The organism is Paenibacillus sp. Marseille-Q9583, assembly GCF_976954365.1.
Window position 1 is genome coordinate 113,182 of record NZ_CDRJTB010000008.1, and the last position, 26,675, is coordinate 139,856.

Here is a 26,675-nt window from a genome sequence, read left to right on the forward strand (position 1 = left end):
CGCCGTAGGCGACTCCTATATAATATAAAAAATCGCCTTCGCTGTCAACACTTATTTTAGTCATTAGACTAGCCACAACCCTACAATCTGTCCAGATCCCCGGTGCTCTTAGATAACAGACCCTTCAGTTCCTTCATAAACATGTTAATATCCTTGAACTGGCGGTATACGGACGCAAAACGAACGTAGGCGACTTCATCTACCGGATAGAGCTGTTCCATAACCAATTCACCAATCTGTTGGCTCTCTACCTCAGCTACGGCGATGCCGCGTAAGGATTTCTCCACCTCAGAGACAATCTTTTCTAGACGTTCTACAGAGACGGGACGTTTCTCGCAAGCACGAATAAGACCACGCAGAATTTTATCACGGCTGAATTCCTCACGGCTGCCGTCTTTTTTGATCACGATTAACGGTGTTTCCTCGATCATTTCAAAGGTTGTAAACCGTTTGCTGCAACGCTCACATTCACGCCTGCGGCGGATGGACTTATTCTCATTCGCTGGTCGCGAGTCGAGTACTTTAGTATTTGTGTGATCGCAGTAAGGGCATTTCATAAGCTTCATCACTTCCTATTACATAATGTTTTTTGTCCCGGTATGTTAAACATCCGGCTTTTTAAGGGCTATTTCATTTTTTCCAGAAATCACCGTTTTTTTATTGTAATGATAATGGCAAGTCCGGCACATAATACAGTTACCAACAGAGGAGGTGAACAGCAATGAGCCAAAACAACAGCTCCAATAACCTTGTAGCTCCAAATTCCCGCGGTGCTTTGGAACAACTTAAATATGAAGTTGCCCAAGAACTCGGAATCACGCTTTCCCCAGATGGTTACCAAGGCAATAAAACTTCTTATGAAAATGGTTCGATCGGTGGTTACATCACTAAACGTCTTGTAACCCTGGCAGAACAACAATTGGCAGGTCAATACAAATAACCTGTCCACATAAGCTTACTGAAGAAGTATTAAACGATCGCAAGATCGTTTAATACTTCTTTTTATACATAACACGGTTTTAGAATTCGTTGTAAATATCCGTGTACTGATCATAGTAATAGTTGACGCGCTGTACATAATGGCGGGTTTCACCAAACGGAATATCCTTAATCGTAGCATCCGTTCCATCCCAGATCCCCTCATCCAGCCATTTTTGAACTTTACCCGGTCCAGCATTATATGCAGCGATAACCGCTGTACGTTTACCTTCGAATTGACGGGATAATGTTGAAAGATACCAGGTACCTAGTTCAATATTTGCCGATGGTTCATGCTTAAGCTCCTCCATAGAAACATCAGGAAGCTTGGCCTTTTCAAGGGCCCATTTGGCGGTATCCGGCATAAGCTGCATTAAACCTATAGCACCTTTTTTGGATTCTCGTCCAGTTTTGAAGTTCGTTTCCACTCGGATAATCGAAGCCACTAGAAATGGGTCAATATCGTACGTAACGCTGTGCTTACGAATCTCATCTTTATAATGGATCGGATAAAACCAGGACATCCAGTTCGTACTCAGAAACAATATCGCAGTAAAACCAATGAATAACAAAAGAAGGACTCTTTTTTTACGTAACCATTTCATGATAAGCCCAGCCTGTCCCAAAGAACAGCAACCTGTTGCTCAGTGTGCGCAAGTTCGCCACTGTTGTCAATGATATAGTCCGCTTTGTTACGCTTCGCTTCAATATCCATCTGTGCATTTAAGCGTGCTTCTGCTTGTTCTAAAGAAAGTCCGTTACGTTCCATTAATCGAGCAATTTGCACTTCACGAGGCACGTAGACCACCAGTATTTCATGGAACATATTCTCGAGTCCTGATTCGAAAAGAAGAGGGATATCCACAATTGTTAACTTCTTTGGATCTTCTTCCTCCATGCTGTTCATACGTTCTTTAATCTCCCGCCGGATTGCGGGATGCGTCAGATTGTTCAGGGCTTGCAGGGCTGCCGGGTCTTGAAATACAATGTCCCCCAGCTTGCCCCTATTCAGTGTGCCATCCGAAGAGAGGATCTCGCTTCCGAATTGTTTCACAGCCGCAGCCAGCACCTCATGACCGGGGAGCATAACTTCTCTGGCGATCACATCCGCGTCAACCAGCCTCGCTCCCTTGCTCACAAGCAGTGCGGACACCGTGCTTTTTCCGGATGCAATGCCTCCGGTTAAGCCAATAATCATGTACTCACCTCATAATAGCTTCAGTATTCCCATTGTAATTAATAATAACGCGGGTAGTGCAGCAGCATGCTTCATCCAGTAGTTCCCGGCGAATCTTAGTCCAGTCTTCATGCCCAGCAATAAAAATGTACCACTAAACAGAGCAATTGTAAGTGATGTCCATATCGGATTGAACCCCAGCAATGCTGCGCCAAGTCCAGCTCCAAAAGCATCTAGAGAGAGGGCAATCCCAAGCAGCATAGCCTCCATCGAAGAAATACTTCCGGAATCATCCATATCTGCAGAGGACGGAGTACGTAAGATCTGTACAACAATGCCCAATCGTCGTAGCTCAAGGGAAAAGACAGCCGACTTTGCCTGCTCAGGAGCCATGGTAACCTGTTCTACAGCATCTTCAGTATCAATTGCTACCTCTGCCCGAGCTTCTGTGGATAGCACATTTTCTTCACTACCTACTTTACGCTCACCTGTCTGTTCCTTCTCTTTCTGCATTAACATCTGGACGAGCGACCAGCACCCCATTAGCACGAGTATAACAGCGCCAACCTCAGAAGCTGCATGTGGAGACACTACCTTGGCAAGCAGAACACCCACTTGCATAGATACACAGATAACTACCCCCGAACAAAGCGAGATAATCAGAATGGAGAGCAATGGTATTTTCATTTTTCGCAGTCCATATGTAATACCAACTCCGAAACCATCCAAACTCAAAGCAAAAGCTAGTAATATTAGTGAAAAAAATGGGCTGAGCACCCGCAATCCCTCCTGTGAAGAACCGAAACACTGAAGAATACACTTCATTCAGCTTCCGTTCTCTATTAAGCATTCTTCACACAGTATATGGGCGGGACAAGTAGTGGGTGCCAACCTAATTACTTCTTCAGTTTTCTGCCTTACGCTGACAGCTTGGACAATAATGCGTGCCGCGGCCACCTACAACCGTTTTCTCAATCATCGTTCCACAGTGGTTACACGGCTGATCTTTACGACCGTAAATCAACAGCTGTTGCTGATAAGTGCCGCTCTCACCTTGACCATTCACATATGATTTTACAGACGAACCACCAGCGTTTACCGCTTCCGTCAGCGTACTGACAATAGCGTGATGCAGCTGATCGAGTTGCTCATCCGAAAGATCTTTAGCGCTGACTTCAGGATGTATCCCTGCATGATGTAACGACTCATCTACATAAATATTACCTATGCCGACGATATATTCCTGATTCAGCAGCAGCGATTTAATTTTTGTGCTTTTTCCCGATACAATCTGCTTAAACTTCTCCGGCGTAAAGGATGGCTCCAGCGGCTCCTGTCCCAGTTTATTAAGAGGAGGCAGCTGGAGGTCTTCACCAATCTGAAAAAGATGCATTGTACCAAACTGACGAACATCCGTGTAACGCAGCTCAGTACCATCGGTAAAATGGAATATCACATGCGTATGCTTGTCCAATGGATCTTCGTTCGTAAAGAGTCCGTAACGGCCCTCCATCCGTAAATGAGATACCAGCACCAGACCGTCTAACACGATGCGCAAAAATTTCCCTCTTCGTTCAACTTTAACAATACTATGACCTGCGAGCAGGTTGGCAAAAGCCTGAATATCATCCGGCCGCTGAATAATCCGGGCCAGCCGGACGGTTACACTCTCTATCTGCTTTCCATTAACTAAATCATTCAGTGTTCTCTTGACTGTCTCTACTTCCGGTAATTCCGGCATGATGTCTTCACCTCAACTACATTATAGCTGATATGCACACCTTAAAGGGAGCCTATTTCGCTTCGTACCAGTTGCTGCCAAAACTTACCTCTGCTTTAAGCGGTACAGATAACTGCAATGCTCCACCCATTACTTCCGGCAAAAGCGTCTTCATGAGCTCCATTTCATCCTCTGGCACCTCGAATACAAGCTCATCGTGCACCTGAAGCAGCATACGGCTCTTTAGCCCACGCTCAAATAACGCCTTGTCCATATGCACCATCGCCAGCTTAATAATATCAGCGGCAGTACCTTGAATAGGTGTATTCATTGCCGTACGTTCCGCAAAAGAACGTAGATTAAAGTTCTTCGCATTAATCTCAGGCAAGTAACGACGGCGTTCCAGCAGTGTGGTTACATAACCATGTTTCCTTGCTTCCACTACGATATCATCCATATATCGACGTACACCTTGGTATACCTCAAAATACTGCTCAATAAATTGAGCGGCTTCTTTCCGAGGAATATTCAAGTTCTGTGACAGACCATAATCACTGATTCCGTACACGATACCAAAGTTAACGGCTTTCGCGGCACGACGCATATTGCTATCCACCTGATCGGGGGTAACTCCAAAGACATCCATGGCTGTCTTTGTGTGAATATCCATATCATGGAGAAAAGCTTCCTTCATCCGCTCATCACCGGAGATGTGCGCAAGTACCCGTAGTTCAATCTGCGAATAGTCCGCCGCCAGAATGGACCAGCCCGGTTCGGATGGAACAAACACTTTACGGATTTTACGTCCTTCTTCTAAGCGGATTGGAATGTTCTGCAGGTTCGGAAATTGGCTACTAAGCCGTCCTGTCGCAGCAATCGTCTGCCGATAGAATGTATGCACCTTCCCTGTTTTCGGGGAAATTTCCTTGAGCAGCCCCTCTACATAGGTGGATTGCAATTTTGCAATCGTGCGATATTGTAGAATCAAACGTACCACATCGTGATATGGTGCTAACTTTTCCAGCACCTCTGCATCTGTTGAATATCCGGTCTTCGTCTTCTTGACGACAGGAAGACCCAGTTTTACAAATAAGATCTCGCCCAACTGCTTAGGTGAATTCAAATTAAACTCTGTGCCACAAATTTCATAAATTTCGGTGACCAGCTTGGAAATCTGAGCTTCGAATTCTTTTCCTAATTCTTTAAGATCCCCTTCGTTGACTGCAATCCCCTGTTTCTCCATATCTGCAAGAATACGTGATAATGGCATTTCGAGATCCTCGAACAGTCCGGTCATCGCCGTTTCGATCAATTCCTGCTGTTGTTTCTGGGCGATGCCAAGTACCGCAGCACTCTTACGTGCGACGTGATTTCCTAAGATTTCAAGCTCAGGAATCTTATATTTAGCGCCTTTACCAAATACATCTTCATCAGGTGACAATCTTGGCAAGCCGTATTTCGTAGCGAGATCGTTTAGGTTCTGATTAGCTTCCGTCGGATCCAGCAAATAAGCCGCCAGCTGCACATCATGGGCTGCACCTGCAAAAGCAATCCCCTGCCAATGCAGTGCCAAATCAGCACGGTGAAGATCATATCCGCTCTTCGGAGCCTTCTCATCTCCTAACCAGTCGCGTAGCTTCGCAGCCGCTGGTTTCTGTAGTAATTCAAACGGCACATAATAATGTCGCTCCAGAGTAGATAGCCCTACACCGATCACCTCAGCACGATGCGGATTATCCCCATTGGATTCCACATGCAGCGCTGAAATACTAGGCAACGCTTCACTTAGCGCCTCAAGTTCATCTTCACTCACGATCGAAATATCGAGTGTAGCAGCTTCTACTTCCGCTGCACCCTCTTCCCCATCAGCTACTGGAGCATAGGCACTAAGTGACAACCTTTCCAGAAGTGATTTGAATTCTAATTTTGCGAGTGCGGGTCCTGCTGTATCCGCAGAAATTCCGTTAAAGATCATATCTTCCCACGAATGTTCAAGAGGCACTTCACGATAGATGGTTGCCAGTTTCTTACTCATGACAGCGTCTTCCGCGTGAGCTTCCAGCTTTTCTTTCATTTTCCCTTTAAGCTCACCGGTTCCTGCTAATACACCTTCAACCGATCCAAATTGATGCAACAGCTTAAGCGCTGTTTTCTCACCAACACCCGGAACGCCCGGAATGTTATCACTCGCATCACCCATCAGTCCCTTAAGGTCGATGATCTGCTCGGGTGTTAAATCATATTTCTCACGAATTTGTTCTGGTCCATAAAGCTCAACCTCAGTAACTCCTTTGCGGATCAACGCAACGGTCGTATGTTCGGAAGCCAATTGAAGCATATCCTTGTCTCCCGACACGATCATAACCTGCCGGCCTGCTTCATCTGCTTGGCGAGAAATGGTTCCAATAATATCATCGGCCTCATAACTGCCAATTTCAAACTGCGGTACACCCAGATTTCTGAGCAAATCTTTCAGCAGCGGGAACTGCTCGGAGAGCTCGGGAGGTGTCTTTTGCCGGCCGCCTTTATAATCCTCATAACCTTCATGCCGAAATGTGACTTTCCCTGCATCGAAAGCAACAATCATATGTGTCGGCTTGTGTTCTTCAATTAAACGGAGCAGCATCGTTGTGAAACCGTAAACCGCGTTTGTCTGTTGCCCTGCTGTATTCGTTAGCGGAGGCATCGCGAAGAATGCGCGGTAAATAATATTATTTCCATCTATAAGTATCAACTTGTCCATAGTGCACCTCGCCTTTTTCATGCTTACTTCTTACATCTTAACATATGGTCTGTCCAAGTAGAAACGGCTATACCAACTTAAACAATGGGATTAGCTGAAATGTTAGTAACATTAAGAGCTAATATGGGGTAATACAACAAGTAGCCGCCCTTAAAAAAGGACGGCTACTTTCATTTACCTAAAAAACACAAAAGAAGTGAAGGTACGATAGTAATGGAGGAGAAGTTTGGAACTGTAGGAGCGTTAGCGACCGCCTTTGTCTCCGGATTTCAACCGTAAAAAGCGGTATAAAATCAAGAAATCTGGAGACAACAGCGGCCGGAAGTCCAAACATTCTCCGCAGTTACGACAATTACCAAAGATCTTTTGAATCAAAGCTATTCATTTAAATCTGGACGACTACCGGTAACCAGGTAAACTACGCTTTCACCAATGTTAGTAGCGTGATCGCCAATCCGTTCGATGTAACGGCCTACCAGTGTCAATAACATAGCTTGGGATACTGTCTCCGGCTTTGTTACCATATAAGAATACAGCTCATTGATCATCGCACCATACAATTGATCGACTTGATCATCATCCTGTGCCATTTTATAAGCCAGATCAGTGTTCTCATCCAGATAAGACTGGATCGCCTCATCGATCATAATTGTCACGATTTCCGCCATACGAGGAATGTCTACAAGAGGCTTAATCAGCTGTTGGCCTTGAAGACGCATGGTCGCCTTAGCTACATCAATCGCCAGATCCCCCATGCGTTCCAAATCGCTTGATATTTTGAAGGCAACGATAATGCGGCGCAAATCCTTAGCTACGGGCTGCTGCGTAATAATTAAGCGTGAGCCAATTTCCATGATTTTATCTTCCATGGCATTCAGCTGTAAATCCGCTTCAACGACTTCCTGTGCGAGCGTTGTATCTAGATTTTGTAATGCATTAATTGCACCTTCAAGAGCATCCTTAACATGCTCACCCATCTGCTGCAGCAGACTGCGCAGCTCTTCCAAGTCTTTATCAAATTCTTTTCTGCGAATCATAATAAGAGCGATCCTCCTCATTAACGTATGGTCAGCTTGCCATTTCCAGGGACGAACACCCTTTTAAATCTGATCAGCCGAAACGTCCGGAAATATAATCTTCAGTGCGGGAATCTTTAGGGTTCGAGAAAAGCACCTCTGTGTCCGCCGCCTCAACAATTACACCATTTAAGAAAAACACGGTTCGACCGGATACACGTGCGGCCTGATGCATGTTATGAGTTACCATAACAATGGTATACTCACTTCTTAATTCCTGAACAAGCTCTTCTATCTTGAGAGTGGATACAGGGTCGAGCGCAGAGGTTGCCTCATCCATTAGCAGAATATCCGGCTGTACCGCTAACGCTCTAGCAATACAAAGCCGCTGCTGCTGTCCACCAGACAAGCTAAGGGCAGATTTCTTCAGAAAATCTTTCACTTCCTCCCATAGGGCGGAGTGACGCAAGCTTTTTTCTACGATCTCATCCAGTTCACTTTTGGAACGGATGCCGTGTAAACGGGGACCGTAAGCTACATTGTCGTAAATCGACTTAGGAAAAGGATTCGGCTGTTGAAACACCATACCGACCTGCTTACGCAGGCTTTCCACCTCTACCTCATCACTATAAATATTTTTGCCACCGATGTTTACAGTTCCTTCTATACGTGTGCCAGGAATCATATCATTCATACGATTCAATGTGCGAAGCAACGTGGATTTCCCGCAACCGGAAGGTCCAATAAAAGCGGTAACCTGTTTCTCCGGGATTTGCAGATTCACATTCTTCAGTGCGTGGAACGACTCATAGTAGAGATCAAGATTCTCTATGTCAATGATGGATTTCATTAGTGTTTACGTCTCCTTCTCATCATCTTCGATCTCCATGATAAGCTTTTAGTGTAAATACAGTTGGAGAGAAATGTTAACGCAATGTAAAATCAGTGAGATGAATGGGTCCACATCACAGTATTTCCCCAGAAGCCAACTAGTACTCCGAGCATTTCTTATTTATGAAAAGTATAGAAAAAATAGAACTCCAGTCACTCTAAATGACCGGAGCTCTTTTTTTATTAACCACTAATTTATAGCCTACGCCTCGAATCGAATCGATATGAACGGATTCTGGATCCAGCTCAAGCTTTTTACGAAGTGAACTTACATGCACGTCCACCGTACGCTGCCCACCAATATAATCAAAGCCCCATACAGCATTCATGAGATCATCTCTCGTCAACACAACCCCTGGCTTACGAGCCAAATATAATAGCACTTCGAACTCTTTAGGCCGTAAGTTAATACTATGACCACCGAGGGAGACTTCATATCTCTCAGGGTAAATCTCTAATTGACCTAAAATAATGGTAGAAGCAGAGATAGGTGTTTCTGTTGGTGCTTCCTCAGCAAGTCCAGAAATCCTCCGAAGTACAGCACTTACTCTAGCGAGCAGTTCAGAGACGCCGAATGGTTTGGTTATATAATCATCAGCACCTGATTTCAGCCCTCTAACAACATCTTCTTCCGCATTTTTGGCGGTCAACACAATAATAGGTGTACGGATACCTTGTCCACGCAATTTATCAAGGATGTCAATGCCGTTCATACCTGGCAACATCAGATCTAATACGATCAAGTCAAAAGGTTCCCTCGTCGCACGATCATATCCTGCCGTACCATGATCCTCTACTGTTACCTCGTAACCTTCCTGTGTTAAGTTATAGGACAGCAGCCGGGCCAGTGTCGGTTCGTCTTCAATGACAAGCAATCGTTGAGCCATAGGTTCCCCCGTCTTCCATATAGTTTGATTTTTACAAAACAACAACAAAACAATCATATCACCACAATGTTAACTTGGTGTAAAATCGATAAGGCGAATTTACAATAATCTAATCCACCTTTTCTTCCTGCAAAAGCGGCAACTCAATAATAAATGAGCTTCCGATCCCCAGATCACTTTTAACCGAAATCACACCATGGTGCAGATCTACCAAGTGCTTCACAATAGACAGTCCCAGCCCAGTTCCACCGGAGCTTCTGGATCTTGCTTTATCCACTCGATAAAAACGTTCGAAAATGCGCGGCAGATCCTTTTTGGGGATTCCCATCCCTGTATCGGTAACGGTAAATTGGACATTCTCAGAACCATCTGGCTTCAGTATATTCTTAACATCGACTTTTACGCTACCCCCTTCATGCGTGTAATTAATCGCATTGGAGAGCAAGTTCATAAAAATTTGACGTAGTTTATCTTCATCGGCCTCAATGAACAGCTCCTCAGGAACCTCTACATTAAGACTAATACTTTTCTTCTCAGCCACTTTGCTAATGGTTCCCAGCACGGAATCAAAGAATTCAATGATATGAACAGGTGAGCAATCGAGCTGCACACGTTTAGATTCGATTTTAGATAATTCCAGAATATCTCCAATCAATCGATTTAAGCGTTCGTTCTCATCATAAATAATTTGCAGGAAGGAACGGGCTGTCTTCTCATCCTTAACCCCACCACCCAGCAAGGTCTCTGCAAATCCTTTAACAGCGGCAACCGGCGTCTTTAATTCATGGGATACGTTAGCGACAAATTCACTTCTCATCCGCTCCAGGCGACGAATCTCTGTTACTTCCTGCAGCAGGAAGAGCATGCCTCTATACGTCCCGTCCTGTATCATAGGTACCGCGTCCATGCGTATAATCCGTTCTCTCGGATTGTAAATACTTCGTTCTTCATGGAGCGTTTCTTTACTCGATACCCCTTCTTCAAGCAGACGTGTTAATTCATAATGACGCTTTAGCTCTTTGTACGAATGACCCGCCATTTCACTGTTGCTAACATCCAGCATCCGCTCTGAGGCTCGGTTCAGCAGGGCAATTTCTTCGTCCGCATTGATCATTATAATGCCGCCAGTCATATTGTCCAGTACGCTTTGCAGCAGATCCTCATTATCACGAATGGTCTTTAGCTGAGCTTGAAGACTGTCCGCCATGGCATTTATCGCTGTCGCCAGCTGCCCAACCTCATCTTTACGCTTCAAATGGACTCTTGCATCATAATCAAGATCTGTAATACGCCTGGCGACTCTCGTGATTTGTTCAAGCGGTGAAGTCATGCTCGATGCCACCTTGTAGCTGACAATAGTTGCTGCCAGGAACAAAACAACTAACCCCCCAGCCATAATCATCCAAGCACGGTTAAGCCCTTCCGTTACTGCATCCAGTCCCATCGAGACCCGTATGTAACCGTCAAAACCATGATCTGAGGTCACCCGTTCAGCTACATATAACATCTCGCGATCTAAAGTTTCGCTGTAACGAATGGCTCGTCCAGTCCCTTCTTTAGCTGCAACAATCTCCTCTTCACGATTGGCGTGATTGTCCATCTCCAGAGGATTTTTCTCTGAATCCCCTAAAACTTTACCTGACTTACTAATAAAAGTAATCCGTGAATCCAGAAGCTTGGCGATATGCTCTGCCTGCTCCGTGTAATACGGAATGGCATTGGTGGCGTCCATATCTATAAATTCCAATGTACCTGCGAGCAAATTTATTTCCCGGGACATGTTCTCTTCGAGAGCAGCTATATGGGAGCTCTTAAACAGATGAGCCATCGTAAATCCAGTGCCAATCATGGAAATACCGATTAAGGCCATAAGTATAAACGTAAGACGAGCGCGAAACGGTTTCATCTGAAGTGTGCCTCTCCCTTTTTCATTGTATCTTTTATCCTAACTTCATTTTCATCAAAAAACCAGTGCGACTATTTTCGTGACATAAATCCCTACTATAATAGATTATATAAAAATAACAGCCCAAGTTGATTATCTCTGGACTGTTACTTTGTATTACTTTTGTAAAATATCATGATCATACTATACAGGTTGCAAGAAACCACTGATTGCCCTGAGTATCTCTAATACCCGCTCCTCTTTCTCCATAAGGCTTATCCAATGGTTCTTCAATGATGGATGCCCCGGCATCCAAGCACTTACGAAAGGTCTCATCCACATTTCTTACATATAGATGAATAGCGAGCTGTACTGGTGAATATTTCTCATTAGCTTCGGAAACCTCGATGATCGAATCTCCTATTCTAAGTTCTGCATGTCTAATCTTGCCTTCATCATTCCGCAGCATATCATTAATTCTTGCATCAAAGCAGTTCACAACAAAATCAATCATTTGATCTGCACCAGCCACGATAAAATACGGAGTAACGTTAAGAAGACCATTTCTAATATAATGTGGTACCATTCGTAAACCTCCTTTAGACAAGCATAAACATCTTCGACGTCCCTATCTATATGGACGCTAAGTGATTATACGAGGAATATAAGGATAAATTATAGCGTGGAACATATAAATTCTAATATTTTCGATAAAACCGGAGAAAAGCCATAGCAGCGGATGTCCCCACTTTATGACTATTTCACCGGACTGTACCCAACTTATTTAAATACAGGTTCTTTAAACTGAGTTAATTTTGCTGCGGAATCTTTCTCTACATCTGCGTGCAGACTGTTGCCATGGGCATCCATCGTTACAATAGCAGCGAAACCATCCACATCCAAATGCCACATTGCTTCAGGAATGCCAAATTCCATAAAATCAACAGCATTTACCTTCTTGATGCATTCCGCATAATACTGTGCAGCGCCACCAATCGCATTGAGATATACGCCCCCGTGCTCCTGAAGTGCTTTTAACGTTTTTGGACCCATTCCACCTTTTCCGATGACGGCACGAATTCCAAATTTTTTGATAATATCGCCTTGATAGGGCTCCTCACGGATACTAGTAGTCGGACCCGCTGCTTTAACATGCCAGCCTTCCTCGTCCTTCATCATTACAGGACCACAATGATAGATAACTGCACCGTTTAAATCCACCGGAGCCTCATGATCCATTAGATATTTATGAAGTGCGTCGCGGCCCGTATGCATTTCGCCGGATAAAATCACTACATCCCCAACTCGTAAACTACGGATATCCTCTTCACTAATCGGTGTAGTCAGGTGGACTTCGCGGGATCCAGTAGCTGCATTGTCTTCACCTGCATCAGCCACTTCCGTTTCCGACGCCTGCTCCCGTCCATCATCAACCGAAATCCCTGTACCACTCTCGTACAACCAGTCCTCTATATTGCCTGTTGACGGATCAACCAGCACGCCTTGGCGACGGAACGCCCAACAGTTGTAGGCAACAGATACGAAAAAGCTGGCTGGTAAACGATTCATAACACCGACCTTACAACCAAGCAGCGAAACTTCCCCACCAAAGCCCATCGTTCCAATACCCAGCTTATTGGCATTCTCCATGATGTAGTCTTCCAGCTTGCTGAGATCCTCAATTGGATTAACATCCTCCACTTTGCGGAACAGCTGCTTCTTAGCCAGCTCATAGCCAGTTGTGCGGTCGCCGCCGATACCAACACCAATAAAACCAGCGCTACAGCCTTGCCCTTGTGCCTGATAAACAGCATGTAAAATACATTTACGAATTCCGTCCAGATCACGGCCTGCCTTGCCCAATCCTTCTAATTCTGCTGGAAGGCTGTATTGAATATTCTTATTTTCGCAGCCGCCACCCTTCAGAATCAGTCTGACATCTATTTTTTCCTCTTCCCATTGTTCAAAATGAATGACCGGTGTACCTGCTCCCAAATTATCTCCACTGTTCTCACCTGTCAATGAATCTACAGAATTTGGACGAAGCTTACCATTCTTGGTTGCCCGTACAATGGCGTTGTGAATATCTTTTTTCATCTCAATCTGATTGATTCCCACAGGTGTGTGAATGATAAATGTAGGCATTCCCGTATCCTGACAGATCGGTGATACTTGCTGCTCAGCCATTCCGATATTTTGAGCAATCGTAGTTAACGCAAGACCTGACCGGGTAGCTCTGTCCTCTAGTGCGCGACCCTTGGCGACCGCCCGGCGTACATCACCCGGCAAGTTCGTGGACGTTTCAACAATTAGATTATAAATGCTGTCTTCAAAATGCTGCATATTCATTCAAGCTCCTCTCAGCAGATCCAGATTATCAAAAGTCTGATACAATTAGTATAATAATATCATACCTAGCAGCTCATGAAAGGGGTTACTTTAAAATTGAACTACCATTTTTCTGCCTATTTATATCGGCTTCAATATATTCAGCGCTGGAGCCTAATGCGCAGCACCGCACCTGAGAACGTTGCCGAGCATTCTTTCCATGTAGCTCTGCTCACACATATGCTCTGTTCCATTGGTAATATTCATTATGGACGTTCATTAAACGCTGAAAGAGCAGCAACTATGGCCCTGTTCCATGATGCCAGCGAAGTGTTCACGGGTGATATTGCCACACCAGTGAAATACAATAATCCTCAGCTACTTACCAGCTTCCGCGAAATGGAAAGAATTGCTGCGGAACGCTTGACCGGTATGATTCCTCCCGAGCTTCAGGGCATTTACACGCAGCTCATGCAGCCAGATGATAGTTCTCCCGATTCGGAGGACGTTCTCCTGCACAGCTACGTTAAGGCAGCCGATCGACTGGATGCTTACCTAAAATGTGTCTGGGAGGTTGCTGCGGGCAATCGTGAATTCGCAGCGGCGAAAGAGCAGACAGGTGCGAAGCTGCGCGGACTCGGCTTACAGGAAGTAGATTATTTCCTCACACATATGGCTCCGAGCTTTGAAATGTCGCTCGATGAACTCTCTGCTGGAAACTAGAATCCAAGATCAATACAAAAAGCTCTAATTCTACTAATTCCGAATTAGAGCTTTTTGTATAAAGATCTAGGTCAGGCTGTAGCCTCTACCCGTTTACGACCTCGCCACCATTTACATGGATCACCTGGCCGGTTACATAACTCGAATCGTCGGAGGCTAGATATACATAAGCTGGAGCCAGCTCCTCCGGTTGTCCCGGTCGCTTCATAGGCTGCGTACCCCCAAACTCGCTAACCTGCTTCGCATCAAAAGTAGACGGAATGAGCGGTGTCCAAATTGGACCCGGAGCAACACCATTTACCCGAATGCCTTTCTCCGCCAGATTCGTAGACAAGGAGCGTGTGAAGCTCAGAATGGCTCCTTTCGTTGACGAATAGTCCAGCAATTGTGGACTACCACGATAGGCGGTAATCGAAGTCGTATTAATGATAGCAGATCCTGCTTTTAGATGAGGCATAGCCGCTTTGGTCAAATAAAACATCGCAAAAATGTTCGTACGGAAGGTACGTTCTAGCTGCTCGGAAGTAATATCCTCGATCTTATCTTGCGGGTGTTGCTCCGCCGCGTTATTGATGAGGATATCCAGTTTACCTAGGCCCTCTACCGTCTGTTTAATAAGATCCTTACAGAAGGATTCCACTCCAATATCTCCGGGAATTAGAATACATTTGCGGCCTTCCTGCTCTACCTGACGTTTCGTTTCCTCTGCGTCAGAGTGTTCATTCAGATACGAAATAACTACATCGGCGCCTTCTTTTGCAAAAAGAACAGCAACTGCCCGTCCGATCCCACTGTCTCCTCCAGTAATAAGTGCTGCCTTGCCCTGCAGTTTACCTGCTGCCTTATAATTGGCCGGTTCATATTTCGGCAACGGCTTCATTTCGCTCTCGATCCCTGGTTGATGATGCTGTTCTTGCGGGGGTAGAGTTTTTGTAGCTTGCTTGTTGTCTGACATAATCCCTAGCTCCTCTCGTTAAGTAAGTGATAGTAACTGATCCTCTTAGGATGGCTCAAGCGTATACGTTTATACGCTGGCTTTATCATTTTTTCAAATTGTTGTATGAAAAGTTACTTACCACATTGCAGGTAAAATCAAACAATTAGAAGTTTTTTTGAACACTAAAAAAGGACTGTCCCCTAAGCCTAAAATGGCTATTCGGAACAGTCCTTATTGTTTAACGATAATCAGCTTTGTTTCAGCAAAAGCAATTTTGCCTTAAGATCAATAATTTTATTTACAGTATCTACCGCAATCTGTTTCTTTTGATCATCGGTTAGCTTCATATATCGATCATACACCCAGTTTACAGCTGCCTCATCACTTAAAGCTAACAGATCTACAGTGGGAAGCTTGCCAATTTTGAATGCTACATTATGTGCTTTCTGTTGATCGGTCAAATTAGCCTTGCCCTGATAATAGCCTAACACCTTTAACTCCGAATCATATAGAAGGACCATATATTCCTCTTCAAAATTCGGTTGAGTATAAAATGGTGATTCATCGTAATCAAAACTTTCATAAGAAACCTCAAAAAAGTTATTACTCGAGATCCCAATTAAATAAGCAATTGTAGACGAAATATGCTCAACATTAAAATCCTTAGCAGGATCCACAATAACTTGAGGTACTGTATTTGAGGTTGAAGTAAAGTACTTCACTTCGGGATGTTGTTGAACAAATGCAGGAGTCAGGGAGATGCTATTTGCAATGTATTGCGAATTGCTAGCTCCTGTAATGTTTACACCCTCACTATATTTAGTTACCGCAGACATATCAAGAGTAGTATATTTCACATTTAGATCTAATTTTATTGTCTTATAACCAAAGGGTGTACCATTCTTATCAAATAAAATTATCGTCATATAATCCTTTACATGCTCTGAGTAGATTGGAAAACTAATTAAAGGAGATACAGGGAAGCTCTCACGTTTTTTTGCCCAATCTAATGTTTCTTCAGGAACGGTAGTGAAATAATACTCTGCGTGATCAATTTTGCTAAATATTTCGTGTGATAATCCAGTCATCTTAATTGTAATAGTAGCTGCATTCGTGTATTTATATACAGCCTCCTGTACTAAAGTTATGCCGTTCACTTCGGGAACATTCACCGCAGGCGTTGGTGTTGGTGTTGGTGTGGTTGTTGGTGTTTCCCCTCCACTACCACCACTACCGCCTCCACCACCGCTCGAACCGCCAGCAGCCGCTCCTACAGTAGGTGTAACGGTGGGAGTAGGCATAGTGATGGAATCCTTCTGAGATCCCTCTAACAGATCGGGCTTTTTCTCAAACGAAGACCCTTTTGCCCCATCATTCACCGTTACAGATAATAGCTGACCTGGTCCAGTTACCTTTGTGAGTGCATCCAGAATAACCTTACTAACTGTAGTCCCTTGGCCTAGATTGAGAATTGCTCCAGTCTGTACAAATATATTCTTGATTTGAGTTGCTCCTTCAGTTACAAGACGAACAACTCCGCCTTTTCTCTGAACGACTACTTGCTCTATGATAGAATTTTTAAAGTGTATAGAATTAACACCGCCACCCTTAACAATGACTTTTCCTTTTACAGTTACATTATCTAAAGATACTTCACCTTCTCCAATGCCTTCATCCAAAAGCAAATCTTCATATATAATTAAGTTTTGAAGGGTAACTCCATAAGTACTTACTGTTACACTCTTATGACCATATAAATGAGCAGGGTCATTGCTGCCAAATACTGTTGGTTTGGAGATAAAAACTGGGCCGCCGCCCGATGATTTATTCATGGATTCCAATAACGCTACCGCCTCAGCACGAGTCATGGCCTGTGCTGGTGCAAAATTTCCGTTAGGATAACCTTTCATACTTCCACTATTAATCATTCCAGCTATCTTTTTCTCACTCCACGATGCAATCTGGTCACGATCTTTGAATTGATCTAGCACTGAGAGATTTTGAGGCTCTTCTAATCTCAGTAGCTTACTGATAATTACCGCAACCTCCTGGCGGGTAACAGGATCATTTGGGCGAACCTTATCGCCATAGCCCATTATGTAACCTTGCGTAACTGCCTTGGAGAATTCCTCATACACCAAGCCGCTTGCAGGCAAATCAGTAAATTTCACTGGTTGACTCTTTGTGATCTCGAAGAAACGATTCACAAGGGCAACAAATTCAGCTCTCGAAATGCTTTGATTAGGCTTTACCGATCCATCTTCAAATCCTTTTAACCAGCCCTTCTCTAACCAGCTTTCGATCTGCTGCTGCGCCCAGTGACCCTCATAGTCTTTAACCGAGCTATCTGCTGCTGCGGATACGGAACCCAACGAACTAAATACTAAACTGAGACTCAAGCTTACACTCACAATCCTTCTTAACTTCACACCCATCCAAACTCCCCCGTAATCCCTCAGATAATAAAATAATTGTAATTTTAAACCAATCGCATAAACATTTTTATATTACTCTATTACTACGTAATTGAAAACGTTTTTTTCTCTAAGAAATAACTACTGTGATATTCTCAACACACAAAAAACCCGCTCTCCTTTACGGAAGCGGGCTCATAGTGCTACAGATTAAATAATGTCGTTAAACACCATGAAGAATACCATGAGCAGCAATGATACTGACAGCAGCGCACTAAGCGTACGCAATTTGCCTGTTTCTGCTTTAACGTCACGGTTCTCACGAATTCCAGCAGCAGCAAGACGCAGGGGCTTGCTCATAATACCACCAAGCGCAAACATGGCTAGCAGCAGTACAACAATAATGATCATCCATGCTACTGAATAATCACCCTTGGTCATCATGTAACCACCAGTAAGTAGTTGAATTACCAAACCATACTGTGCAAAGCGGTTAAATCCAGTAACTGCACTTAACGTACCTTCTTTTGCTGCAGGCGACAATTTTTCAGCACGACCGATGATGAAAGGCAGTACAAGGTAAAATCCTAGTGCCAGCGTCCCGATCATATGTAAGAAAAACAAAATGTTCCAATCCATATCATATCTCCTCCAATTTAACTGTGATAATAGTTACATATAATTATACCCATAATATAAGAATAAGAAAAGCAACTTAGGTGTCCATTCTTTGAAGTTGTTGATATAAAAAAAGAGAGAGCCCTTAAGCCATTTCCCGGCCTTCGGGACTCTCCCCTTACATCTGACACAATCTACACAGATAATATAGCTGTTACGCTACGTACGGACTCCGCGGACTTATCTAATGCCGCTTTCTCCTCAGCCGTAAGCTCCAGTTCAAAGATCTTCTCAATCCCATTCGCACCAAGAAGAGCTGGAACACCCAGAAACAGATTGTCATAACCATATTTGCCTTCAAGCAAGGCAATAACCGGAATGATCCGTTTCTTATCCTTCAAGATCGCTTCCGTCATCTGAACTAAAGAGGCTGCAGGAGCATAATACGCACTACCATTTCCTAAAAGGTCAACGATTTCCCCGCCACCCTCACGTGTACGCTTCACAATCTCCTCGATACGATCCGTAGGAATCAATGTATCGATTGGAATGCCTCCGACACTAGAATAACGAACGAGCGGTACCATATCATTGCCGTGTCCGCCTATTACGAAACCACGTACATCTTCAACGGATACGTTCAGCTCTTGTGCAATAAAAGTGCAGTAACGCGCTGTATCCAGCACACCGGATTGTCCAATTACGCGGTTTTTCGGAAAGCCTAACGCTTCAAATGCAGCATAAGTCATCGCATCTACCGGATTACTCAAAATAATAACGATGGATTCCGGTGCTACATCTCTTACGTTCTCGCATACCGACTTTACAATCCCTGCATTGATATTCACAAGATCGTCGCGGCTCATCCCAGGTTTACGGGCAATCCCTGCAGTGATAATTACAATATCAGAATCTACAGCATCTTCATAACTTGAGGTTCCTATAATATGACTGTCGAATCTCTGCACAGGACCTGCTTCTTGCATGTCAAGCGCCTTACCCTTGGTTGGGTTCTCCATTTGTGGAATATCGAGCAGCACAACGTCTCCAAGTTCCTTTTGAGCTAACATAAGAGCTGTAGTAGCGCCGGTAAAACCGGCACCTACCACTGTAATTTTATAACGCTTGATCGCCACAGATTCGCCTCCTAGAAATGATAAAGGTAAGGCTAATGTTATCTGGCTAATCTAACCTATAGGTGGTTAATAATTTCGTCTGCAAATGCGGAGCATTTCAGCTCAGTTGCACCTTCCATCAGACGGGCAAAGTCATAAGTCACGGTCTTATTGTTGATAGCAGTTTCCATACCTTTATAAATCAGGTCCGCTGCTTCCTGCCAGCCCAAGTGCTCCAAGAGCATTACGCCGGACAGAATAACAGAACCAGGATTCACAACGTCTTTGTCTGCATATTTAGGAGCTGTACCATGGGTAGCTTCAAAGATGGCATGGCCAGTAATGTAGTTAATGTTCGCTCCAGGAGCGATGCCGATGCCGCCGATTTGTGCAGCCAGTGCGTCGGACAGGTAATCCCCGTTCAGGTTCAACGTAGCAATAACATCGAAATCAGTTGGACGAGTCAGAACTTGTTGCAGCGCGATATCCGCAATTGCATCCTTGATAATGATTTTACCAGCAGCTTCAGCATCCTTCTGAGCAGCATTAGCGGCAGCCTCACCGTCACGTTCCTTAATCACATCATATTGACTCCAAGTGAAGACCTTATCTCCGAACTCTTGCTCAGCTACTTCATAACCCCAGTTTTTGAAGGCACCTTCAGTGAACTTCATGATGTTTCCTTTGTGAACAAGCGTTACGCTCTTGCGTCCGTGTTTGATCGCATATTCAATTGCAGCGCGCACCAAGCGCTTCGAACCTTCAGAGGATACCGGTTTGATACCAATACCAGAAGTTTCAGGGAAACGGATTTTGTTAACTCCCATCTCTTTTTGCAGGAATTCAATGACTTTCTTCACTTCAGCAGAGCCTTCTTGATATTCAATCCCTGCATAGATATCCTCTGTATTCTCACGGAAAATAACCATATCCACCAGCTCAGGACGTTTAACAGGAGAAGGTACACCTTGGAAATAACGAACTGGACGCAGACATACGTACAAATCCAATTCTTGACGCAAAGCTACATTTAATGAACGAATACCGCCTCCGATTGGGGTAGTAAGTGGTCCCTTGATCGCCACAAAATATTCGCGGATAGCTTCCAACGTATCATTTGGCAACCATTCACCATATGTATTGAAAGCTTTTTCGCCAGCAAATACTTCGTACCAAGCGATTTGCTTAGTGCCACCATAAGCTTTAGTTACTGCTGCATCAAGTACGCGCTTGGAAGCTTTCCAAATATCACGGCCTGTGCCGTCACCCTCGATAAAAGGAATGATTGGATTATTCGGAACTTGTAGTTTTCCTTCTTTAATCGTGATTTGTTCGCCTTCTGTAGGTAGATCGAATTTTTCTAGTTTCAACATTTGAGTGTATTCCTCCTAAAGTTTTGTGGGATTTAAATAGCATTGACAAGCATCGAACAAAACTCTCATCATCATTAAAATCAAAAATTTAAAACACTATTGCTAGGGTTCATTCTACTAAACTTTAGGAGCAGCCCGCAAGGCTGCTCTTTTATCTTTCGTCTACTGGAACGTATTTCTGTTCAACCATACCCGTATATTCTGCACGTGGACGAATAATGCGGTTATCTGTATATTGCTCCAGAATATGCGCAGTCCAACCTGAAGTCCGGCTAATTGCAAAAATAGGAGTGAACAGTTCACGATCTATGCCTAGCTGTGTATAAACAGAAGCCGAATAGAAATCAACATTCGGTCTTAATCCCTTTTGCCCGGTAATCAATTGTTCAATATTTACGGACATGTCGTAAAGGGTGGTGTCATTTTTCATCGTGCCAAGCTCCAGCGACATTTTCATCAAATGTTTTGCACGTGGATCACCATTCTTATAGACTCGATGACCGAAGCCCATGATTTTCTCACGGTTATCCAGTTTCTTACGAATAAACGGTTCAACCGCTTCCAAACTTCCGATCTCCTCTAGCATCTTCATAACTGCTTCATTCGCCCCACCGTGAAGCGGGCCTTTGAGCGCACCAATAGCGGAGGTGACCCCAGAATAAATATCGGATAATGTCGCAACTGTAACCCGGCCAGCAAAAGTTGAAGCATTCAGCTCATGGTCCGCATGAAGAACAAGTGCGGTATCAAGTGCTTTGACAGATACGCTGTCCGGCTCTTTTCCCCACAGCATATACAGGAAGTTCTCAGCAATAGAAACGCCTTCTTTCGGAGCCACTGGTTCAAGCCCTTTGCGAATACGCGACAGTGCCGCCACAATAGTTGGGAGTTGTGCTTGCAGTTTTACCGCCTTAATCTCGTTAGCTTCTCTGCTCATATCGTCAGCCGCTTCATCATAGAGAGCAAGGCTTGATACAGCCGACCGCAATGCTGCCATGGTGTTGGCGTCTTTTGGATAGAGCTTCATTTGCTCGATTACCTGTTCAGGAATCTGTGCGAAGGCACTAAGATCCCGCTTGAGCGCTTCCAGCTCTGGCACCGTCGGCAGACTGCCGAACCATAACAAATAAGCTGTTTCTTCGAAGGTAGCATGTTCTGCAAGTTCATCAATATCATAACCGCGGTAAGTGAGTACACCATCCACAATAGAACTAATGGATGAAGTTGTTGCAACGATACCTTCCAAGCCTTTGGTAGCTGTCATAGCATATCTCTCCTTTGCCAACAAGGTATAAAAACATTCTTAGTTCCATGAAAACATTTCCAATTTAAAACATTAAAAAATCTAATAAGTGCGTGTAAGAACATTTCCGTCAGGAATGCTGTATGACCAACATGCTTCGTATCTTTATTCATCATACTGGATTTTGTCGGTTATGTGAACAATGTGGAAGCTTTGGAGCGCATCAAATGATTTTATCAGAGAGATAGAAAAAAACTTCTAATCCCCTGATTCAATTTTTTCATTTCAGTTTAGAGATTCCGGCCCATTCTAATATTTATCCCGCAGTCTAGTCTTTAAATCGATCCTATGAATATATATGAAGACGAGCTCTTATTCCCCTGTCTATGCAGGAATGAAGAAGGTGTGGTCTCGGTATGGATCGTTTGATATTAAAAAGACTGCTGCGCGGCCTGTGGGTCGTTCTGGCAACTTCCATCCTCCTGCTCGCAATCTATTTATTACTTCCGCTGTTATACCCCCTGTTGCTCGCTTGGCTGCTCGCATATATCATGCATCCATTAGTACTTATTCTTAAAGGCTTTAAATTACCAAGCTGGCTTGCGGTATCACTTGCGCTGCTATTTTATATAGGCGGAATCACACTAGTCTTAACCGCGATGATTACAAGACTCGTAAAAGAATTAATCGTCTTGCTGCAAACCTTTAATCTCCACACCGACCAATGGAAGGATCTTCTGATGTCCTTAAGCCAGAATGCAAGCATTCAGAACATCATCAACCAGATTAATCAATTCTACCGAGACAATCCTGACTATCATGCTACGATTGACAGCAATATCAGCAGAACAACGGAAACTGTAGGTTACGCAGTCACGCAAGTGGTCACGGGATTTTTTAATGTAATATTGAAACTGATCTCCGCACTTCCTAGTATGGGTACGATTCTTATCGTCGTTGTCCTTGCTGCCTTCTTCATTAGTACGAGTTGGGAGCGTCATAATGATAAACTTACAGACTGGCTGCCGACAGTATTCCTAAAGCCTGTGTCAGATATCTGGAGAGATTTACGCAGAGCGCTCTTCGGTTATCTTCGCGCCCAGGTCATCCTGATCTCCATCACAGCGATCATTGTAGTAATCGGGCTGTTGCTGCTGGGTGTGAAGTCTGCATTTGCTATCGGCTTAATGATTGGCTTTGTGGATCTACTGCCTTATCTCGGTGTGGGAATTGTGATGCTGCCTTGGGCGTTATATTCTTATATGACGGACAATCTGGCACTAGGGATAGGACTATCCATACTTTACGCTATTATTCTTATTACCCGGCAGGTGCTTGAGCCGAAAGTGCTCGCCAGCAGCATCGGACTTGATCCCCTTGCCATGTTGATTGGCATGTTCGCCGGTCTGCAGTTGTTCGGTATGCTAGGGCTGATCATCGGACCCGTTGTCCTAGTAGTCCTTGTTGCCTTTAACCGAGCGGGCGTATTCCGAGCTTTGCACAGCTACATTGTTAGCGGCAGATTAAGATAGGAACCGATAATCATCAATTCGTAAAATAGCAAACAGAGCGGCCCCTTCAGCAATGACAGGGGTCCGCTCTATTATTGTTGTAAAAAGTATACTAACGACGGTAAAAGGTGAAGGTGCCATTCTTCATCTTCTTCTCAATCCACTTCAGCAAAAATATACGGTACAAAGGCCGAGTTAATGGAAATACTAGCGTGAAACCGACAATATCGGTTACGAAACCCGGCAATATCAGTAGCAATCCTCCGAAAAAAATACATAAACCATCCAGCATCGTCCGACCAGGAACGCGGCCCTCCTGCATATGTGTTCTGCTGTCCTGCAGCACTTTCTTACCCTCAAATCGCATCATTAGTAGACCGATTACTGAAGTGGTCAGCATAAGCAGCAACGTTTTAAATGCTCCAAGTTGATCTGCTACGTAGATAAAACCGAATAATTCCACAGCAGGAATAATAAATAGTCCAGCCCATAACCATTTGCTTCTAATCATACTGAACCCCCTTCTTCCCGCAGCGCCTCTTTTATTGCGTGAAAGAGCTCTGGAAGGGCTCTATCCAGCCTAGCAGGCCTCCATTCCTGGTTCACCCAAACATGACTTGTCGTGCCGGTAACCAGCAGTTCCCCAGGTGGATCCATCGACCGCAACTCCCCTAGAGTAGCCAATAAATCTTCTGAATTTCCACCTTCTTCTTCCGAAAGCCTCCGCACTTGATACTCAAATACGACTCGTAACGCTGAGAAGGTAGTCATTCGCGCATACACGGAGATAAGATCATCATATCGCGCCGGACTTTTAAATTGCAAATCTGCTGAGGTGACAGGAAGTAAGACGCCTTGTTTCTCAAGTTCGCGATAAGTAAAACCAACCTGACGAAACATCTCCGTACGACCAGACTCAAACCAGTTCAAATAATTCGCATGATACACGACACCCATCTGATCACTTTCCTGATAGCGAACACGCAGGGTCGACTTATACCATCGGCTGGGCAAGCCAGCTCGTTCTAATTCCATCTAAAAATACTCCTTTCAGCATAGCAGCAGGGAAGCGTTAAGCCTGGGCCCCGCCAGAAGATAGCGTCGTCGATAATTTACGCCGAGAGCTTCTGGCAACATATAACAGCAGCATTGCTCCTGCGATAGAGCTCAACATACAAGACAGATTCATTACTTCTACCCCGCCTTGATTGAGCAAGAATCCATTCAGTAAATTACCGACAATGCCAGAAAAACCTGCAAACACCATATTAAATACACTTTGGCCAGTGGCCTGCATCTCGTTAGACGTGATCTGAGATACATATTCGACTGCAGCAATATAAAAGAACCCAAATGAAAGCCCATGCAGCACTTGCACTCCGATCATTACCGATGGATAAGGAAAAGCAACCTGAATACCCCACCGCAAAACATAAATAAGAGCCCCAAGCAGCAAGGTCCGCTCACGACCCAACCTCTTAATCACCTTAGAAGCAAACAGCATGGAAGGCACATTCGTCACCGATGCGAGAAAGAGCGCAATCCCTGCATAGCGCGTAGACCCTCCTACCGATTGAAAAGCGATTACAAAGTATGTCCCAAAAGCAGCCATCGTCTGGTTCACAAGAAAGCTGCCACCCAAAAACGCAAGGAAGACCCGATTCCCCAGCAGTTGTCTTACCCCCTGAGTAAACGATTGCCTCATCATATGATTCTCTTCCGCCTGCTTCGGCAATGTAAACGCAATAAGGACTGCAATCAGATTAAAAAAGAGAAAAGGTAGCCATATCGTGGATACAGAGAAGGTTGATACGTACACCCCTCCTGCATAAGCTCCCAGAGCCGCTCCAATGCTCATCATAAGCCGGATGCTACCGTAAGTGGCACCAGCTCTATTCGCCGCCGAGATCGCGTAAGAATCGGCTATAGGAGCCTGTGTAGAGGAGAAGATCGTTGAGCACGTATACACCAGAAGAAGTACAATGAAATATTCCGAACGATAAAAGACGGCTAGTAAGGCAGGAACCGCCACACTTAGGATTAGTACTAAACGCGTCTGATTATACCGATCAGAGATAATCCCCCACATCGGCTGAATGGTGATTGCAACTAGTGTGCCTGTTGCCATTAGTATACCTATCTGTCCACTATTAAGTCCATTATGGACCAGCAGCAGCGAAAGATAAGAGCCAAATGAACCGCCGGCCAATCCTAAAAATAGATAAAAGCCGCGCAGCTTCGATAATTTTTCCATTTGTACTATGAGTCCTCCAACTTTATATTTTTATATTTTAACAGAACACCCGTACTTCATATGTAATCATCGCATTTAATATAGCAGTACTATAAAGGCGGTGGACAAGTTGAGCATAAAATATAACTCTCTCATGGTAAATCATCCTTGTCTAACAGACAAATCTAATGCGAGCAATAGACAAAGCTCTGCTTTTGGCTGGTCATCTAAGAACTGGAGTGGCTACACTGTTACTGGTAGAAAAGGCGCCTTCAATCGCATTTCCGGCGAATGGACCGTCCCATACGTAAGACCAACCCACAAATCCACCTATTCCTCCGCATGGATTGGCATCGACGGCTTCAAGAACAGCAGCCTTATTCAGACGGGAACAGGTCATGAATTCGTAAATGGGATTGCCCGTTATTACGCCTGGTGGGAAATACTACCTGACGTCGAGACCGTAATCCCTTTTCCAGTATACCCCGGAGATCATATGAAGGGTACTATCACAAAAATAAACCATACGAAGTGGTCTATCACACTCCGGAATTTAAGCCGAAATTGGACCTTCCGAACGCTTCAGCGATATACTGGTCCGCAGACCTCCGGCGAATGGATTATGGAGGCTCCTGAGGTCGATGGTTCCATCGCAAAGCTGGCCCGCGTGGGTACTACCTATTTCAACTGCTGCCGAATCAATGGAAAACGACCTAGATTAACTCTTTCTAATGGAGGGATCATGGTCCAGAATAATACCACCGTTGCGGTTCCTTCCAGTCCAAGCCCTCGAGGGGACTCTTTTAGCGTCAAACGTATATACTAACAGCATAAATGGATTCAGTACAAAAAAAAGAGCTGCCTCATTTGTAGATTTTCACTA

At 44.4% G+C, this 26,675-nt stretch carries 25 protein-coding genes; 4 read left to right on the forward strand and 21 right to left on the reverse strand.

The window, feature by feature from the left end; all coding sequences use genetic code 11:
* Positions 1-80: 80 nt before the first annotated feature.
* Positions 81-557: a transcriptional regulator NrdR gene (gene nrdR / locus ACWNM1_RS06380; RefSeq protein WP_042126015.1), complete on the reverse strand. Its 477-nt coding sequence runs from the start codon at positions 555-557 to the stop codon at positions 81-83.
* Positions 558-721: 164 nt separating this feature from the next.
* On the opposite strand from nrdR, the gene ACWNM1_RS06385 reads away from it, so the two are divergent.
* Positions 722-940 (forward strand): alpha/beta-type small acid-soluble spore protein, encoded by a 219-nt coding sequence (locus ACWNM1_RS06385; protein ID WP_042126012.1) that lies wholly within the window; start codon positions 722-724, stop codon positions 938-940.
* Between the two features lie 79 nt (positions 941-1,019).
* On the opposite strand, the gene ACWNM1_RS06390 is transcribed toward ACWNM1_RS06385, so the two are convergent.
* The 11 genes from ACWNM1_RS06390 to ACWNM1_RS06440 form a co-directional block, all read right to left on the reverse strand.
* Positions 1,020-1,583 (reverse strand): lytic transglycosylase domain-containing protein, encoded by a 564-nt coding sequence (locus ACWNM1_RS06390; protein ID WP_339290104.1) that lies wholly within the window; start codon positions 1,581-1,583, stop codon positions 1,020-1,022.
* On the reverse strand, positions 1,580-2,176 hold the full coding sequence (gene coaE, locus ACWNM1_RS06395; protein WP_149645931.1) for a dephospho-CoA kinase: 597 nt from the start codon (positions 2,174-2,176) through the stop codon (positions 1,580-1,582). The genes ACWNM1_RS06390 and coaE overlap by 4 nt, the downstream gene beginning before the upstream one ends.
* A gap of 9 nt (positions 2,177-2,185) precedes the next feature.
* Positions 2,186-2,932, reverse strand: coding sequence for an MntP/YtaF family protein (locus ACWNM1_RS06400; RefSeq protein ID WP_449600361.1), 747 nt, complete (start codon positions 2,930-2,932; stop codon positions 2,186-2,188).
* A 127-nt stretch (positions 2,933-3,059) separates the two neighbouring features.
* The gene (mutM, locus tag ACWNM1_RS06405; protein WP_449600362.1) at positions 3,060-3,896 is read right to left on the reverse strand and encodes a DNA-formamidopyrimidine glycosylase; all 837 of its coding nucleotides are present in this window, start codon (positions 3,894-3,896) and stop codon (positions 3,060-3,062) included.
* 52 nt (positions 3,897-3,948) lie between these two features.
* Positions 3,949-6,618, reverse strand: a complete 2,670-nt coding sequence (gene polA, locus ACWNM1_RS06410) for a DNA polymerase I (protein ID WP_449600363.1) — start codon at positions 6,616-6,618, stop codon at positions 3,949-3,951.
* Between the two features lie 377 nt (positions 6,619-6,995).
* Positions 6,996-7,655 (reverse strand): phosphate signaling complex protein PhoU, encoded by a 660-nt coding sequence (phoU, locus tag ACWNM1_RS06415; protein ID WP_042186547.1) that lies wholly within the window; start codon positions 7,653-7,655, stop codon positions 6,996-6,998.
* Between the two features lie 73 nt (positions 7,656-7,728).
* A complete protein-coding gene (pstB, locus tag ACWNM1_RS06420) occupies positions 7,729-8,484 on the reverse strand; it encodes a phosphate ABC transporter ATP-binding protein PstB (protein WP_042186541.1) in 756 nt (251 codons plus the stop codon).
* Positions 8,485-8,683: 199 nt separating this feature from the next.
* Positions 8,684-9,412, reverse strand: coding sequence for a response regulator transcription factor (locus ACWNM1_RS06425; RefSeq protein ID WP_042125998.1), 729 nt, complete (start codon positions 9,410-9,412; stop codon positions 8,684-8,686).
* A 109-nt stretch (positions 9,413-9,521) separates the two neighbouring features.
* Positions 9,522-11,318, reverse strand: coding sequence for a two-component system histidine kinase PnpS (gene pnpS, locus ACWNM1_RS06430; RefSeq protein WP_449600364.1), 1,797 nt, complete (start codon positions 11,316-11,318; stop codon positions 9,522-9,524).
* Between the two features lie 178 nt (positions 11,319-11,496).
* Positions 11,497-11,883, reverse strand: coding sequence for a VOC family protein (locus ACWNM1_RS06435; protein ID WP_449600365.1), 387 nt, complete (start codon positions 11,881-11,883; stop codon positions 11,497-11,499).
* Between the two features lie 194 nt (positions 11,884-12,077).
* Positions 12,078-13,640: a fumarate hydratase gene (locus ACWNM1_RS06440; protein WP_449600380.1), complete on the reverse strand. Its 1,563-nt coding sequence runs from the start codon at positions 13,638-13,640 to the stop codon at positions 12,078-12,080.
* A gap of 102 nt (positions 13,641-13,742) precedes the next feature.
* Between ACWNM1_RS06440 and yfbR the strand changes: the two genes are divergently transcribed.
* A complete protein-coding gene (gene yfbR / locus ACWNM1_RS06445; protein WP_449600366.1) occupies positions 13,743-14,348 on the forward strand; it encodes a 5'-deoxynucleotidase in 606 nt (201 codons plus the stop codon).
* 85 nt (positions 14,349-14,433) lie between these two features.
* Here yfbR and ACWNM1_RS06450 read toward each other — a convergent pair whose 3' ends face one another.
* The 6 genes from ACWNM1_RS06450 to ACWNM1_RS06475 form a co-directional block, all read right to left on the reverse strand.
* Positions 14,434-15,303 carry an SDR family oxidoreductase gene (locus ACWNM1_RS06450; protein WP_449600367.1) on the reverse strand — a complete coding sequence of 290 codons (870 nt, stop codon included), beginning with the start codon at positions 15,301-15,303 and terminating at the stop codon, positions 14,434-14,436.
* Positions 15,304-15,533: 230 nt separating this feature from the next.
* Positions 15,534-17,720: an S-layer homology domain-containing protein gene (locus ACWNM1_RS06455; protein ID WP_449600368.1), complete on the reverse strand. Its 2,187-nt coding sequence runs from the start codon at positions 17,718-17,720 to the stop codon at positions 15,534-15,536.
* 189 nt (positions 17,721-17,909) lie between these two features.
* Positions 17,910-18,338, reverse strand: coding sequence for a hypothetical protein (locus ACWNM1_RS06460; RefSeq protein ID WP_449600369.1), 429 nt, complete (start codon positions 18,336-18,338; stop codon positions 17,910-17,912).
* A 173-nt stretch (positions 18,339-18,511) separates the two neighbouring features.
* Positions 18,512-19,453 (reverse strand): malate dehydrogenase, encoded by a 942-nt coding sequence (gene mdh / locus ACWNM1_RS06465; protein ID WP_449600370.1) that lies wholly within the window; start codon positions 19,451-19,453, stop codon positions 18,512-18,514.
* A gap of 56 nt (positions 19,454-19,509) precedes the next feature.
* Positions 19,510-20,805 (reverse strand): NADP-dependent isocitrate dehydrogenase, encoded by a 1,296-nt coding sequence (gene icd, locus ACWNM1_RS06470; RefSeq protein WP_042125986.1) that lies wholly within the window; start codon positions 20,803-20,805, stop codon positions 19,510-19,512.
* Positions 20,806-20,956: 151 nt separating this feature from the next.
* Complete coding sequence (locus ACWNM1_RS06475) at positions 20,957-22,069, reverse strand: citrate/2-methylcitrate synthase (RefSeq protein ID WP_042186527.1); 1,113 nt, start codon at positions 22,067-22,069, stop codon at positions 20,957-20,959.
* Positions 22,070-22,464: 395 nt separating this feature from the next.
* On the opposite strand from ACWNM1_RS06475, the gene ytvI reads away from it, so the two are divergent.
* Positions 22,465-23,580: a sporulation integral membrane protein YtvI gene (ytvI, locus tag ACWNM1_RS06480; RefSeq protein WP_449600371.1), complete on the forward strand. Its 1,116-nt coding sequence runs from the start codon at positions 22,465-22,467 to the stop codon at positions 23,578-23,580.
* Positions 23,581-23,671: 91 nt separating this feature from the next.
* On the opposite strand, the gene ACWNM1_RS06485 is transcribed toward ytvI, so the two are convergent.
* Genes ACWNM1_RS06485 through ACWNM1_RS06495 form a run of 3 tightly spaced genes read right to left on the reverse strand, consistent with a single transcriptional unit; the run spans position 23,672 to position 25,813 of the window.
* Positions 23,672-24,070, reverse strand: a complete 399-nt coding sequence (locus ACWNM1_RS06485; RefSeq protein WP_042186523.1) for an FxsA family protein — start codon at positions 24,068-24,070, stop codon at positions 23,672-23,674.
* The gene (locus tag ACWNM1_RS06490) at positions 24,067-24,594 is read right to left on the reverse strand and encodes an acyl-CoA thioesterase (RefSeq protein WP_042186522.1); all 528 of its coding nucleotides are present in this window, start codon (positions 24,592-24,594) and stop codon (positions 24,067-24,069) included. Before ACWNM1_RS06490 ends, ACWNM1_RS06485 begins: the two co-directional genes overlap by 4 nt.
* Positions 24,595-24,631: 37 nt before the next feature.
* Positions 24,632-25,813, reverse strand: coding sequence for an MFS transporter (locus ACWNM1_RS06495; RefSeq protein WP_449600372.1), 1,182 nt, complete (start codon positions 25,811-25,813; stop codon positions 24,632-24,634).
* A 109-nt stretch (positions 25,814-25,922) separates the two neighbouring features.
* On the opposite strand from ACWNM1_RS06495, the gene ACWNM1_RS06500 reads away from it, so the two are divergent.
* On the forward strand, positions 25,923-26,618 hold the full coding sequence (locus ACWNM1_RS06500; protein ID WP_449600373.1) for a G1 family glutamic endopeptidase: 696 nt from the start codon (positions 25,923-25,925) through the stop codon (positions 26,616-26,618).
* The last annotated feature ends 57 nt before the right edge of the window (positions 26,619-26,675 follow it).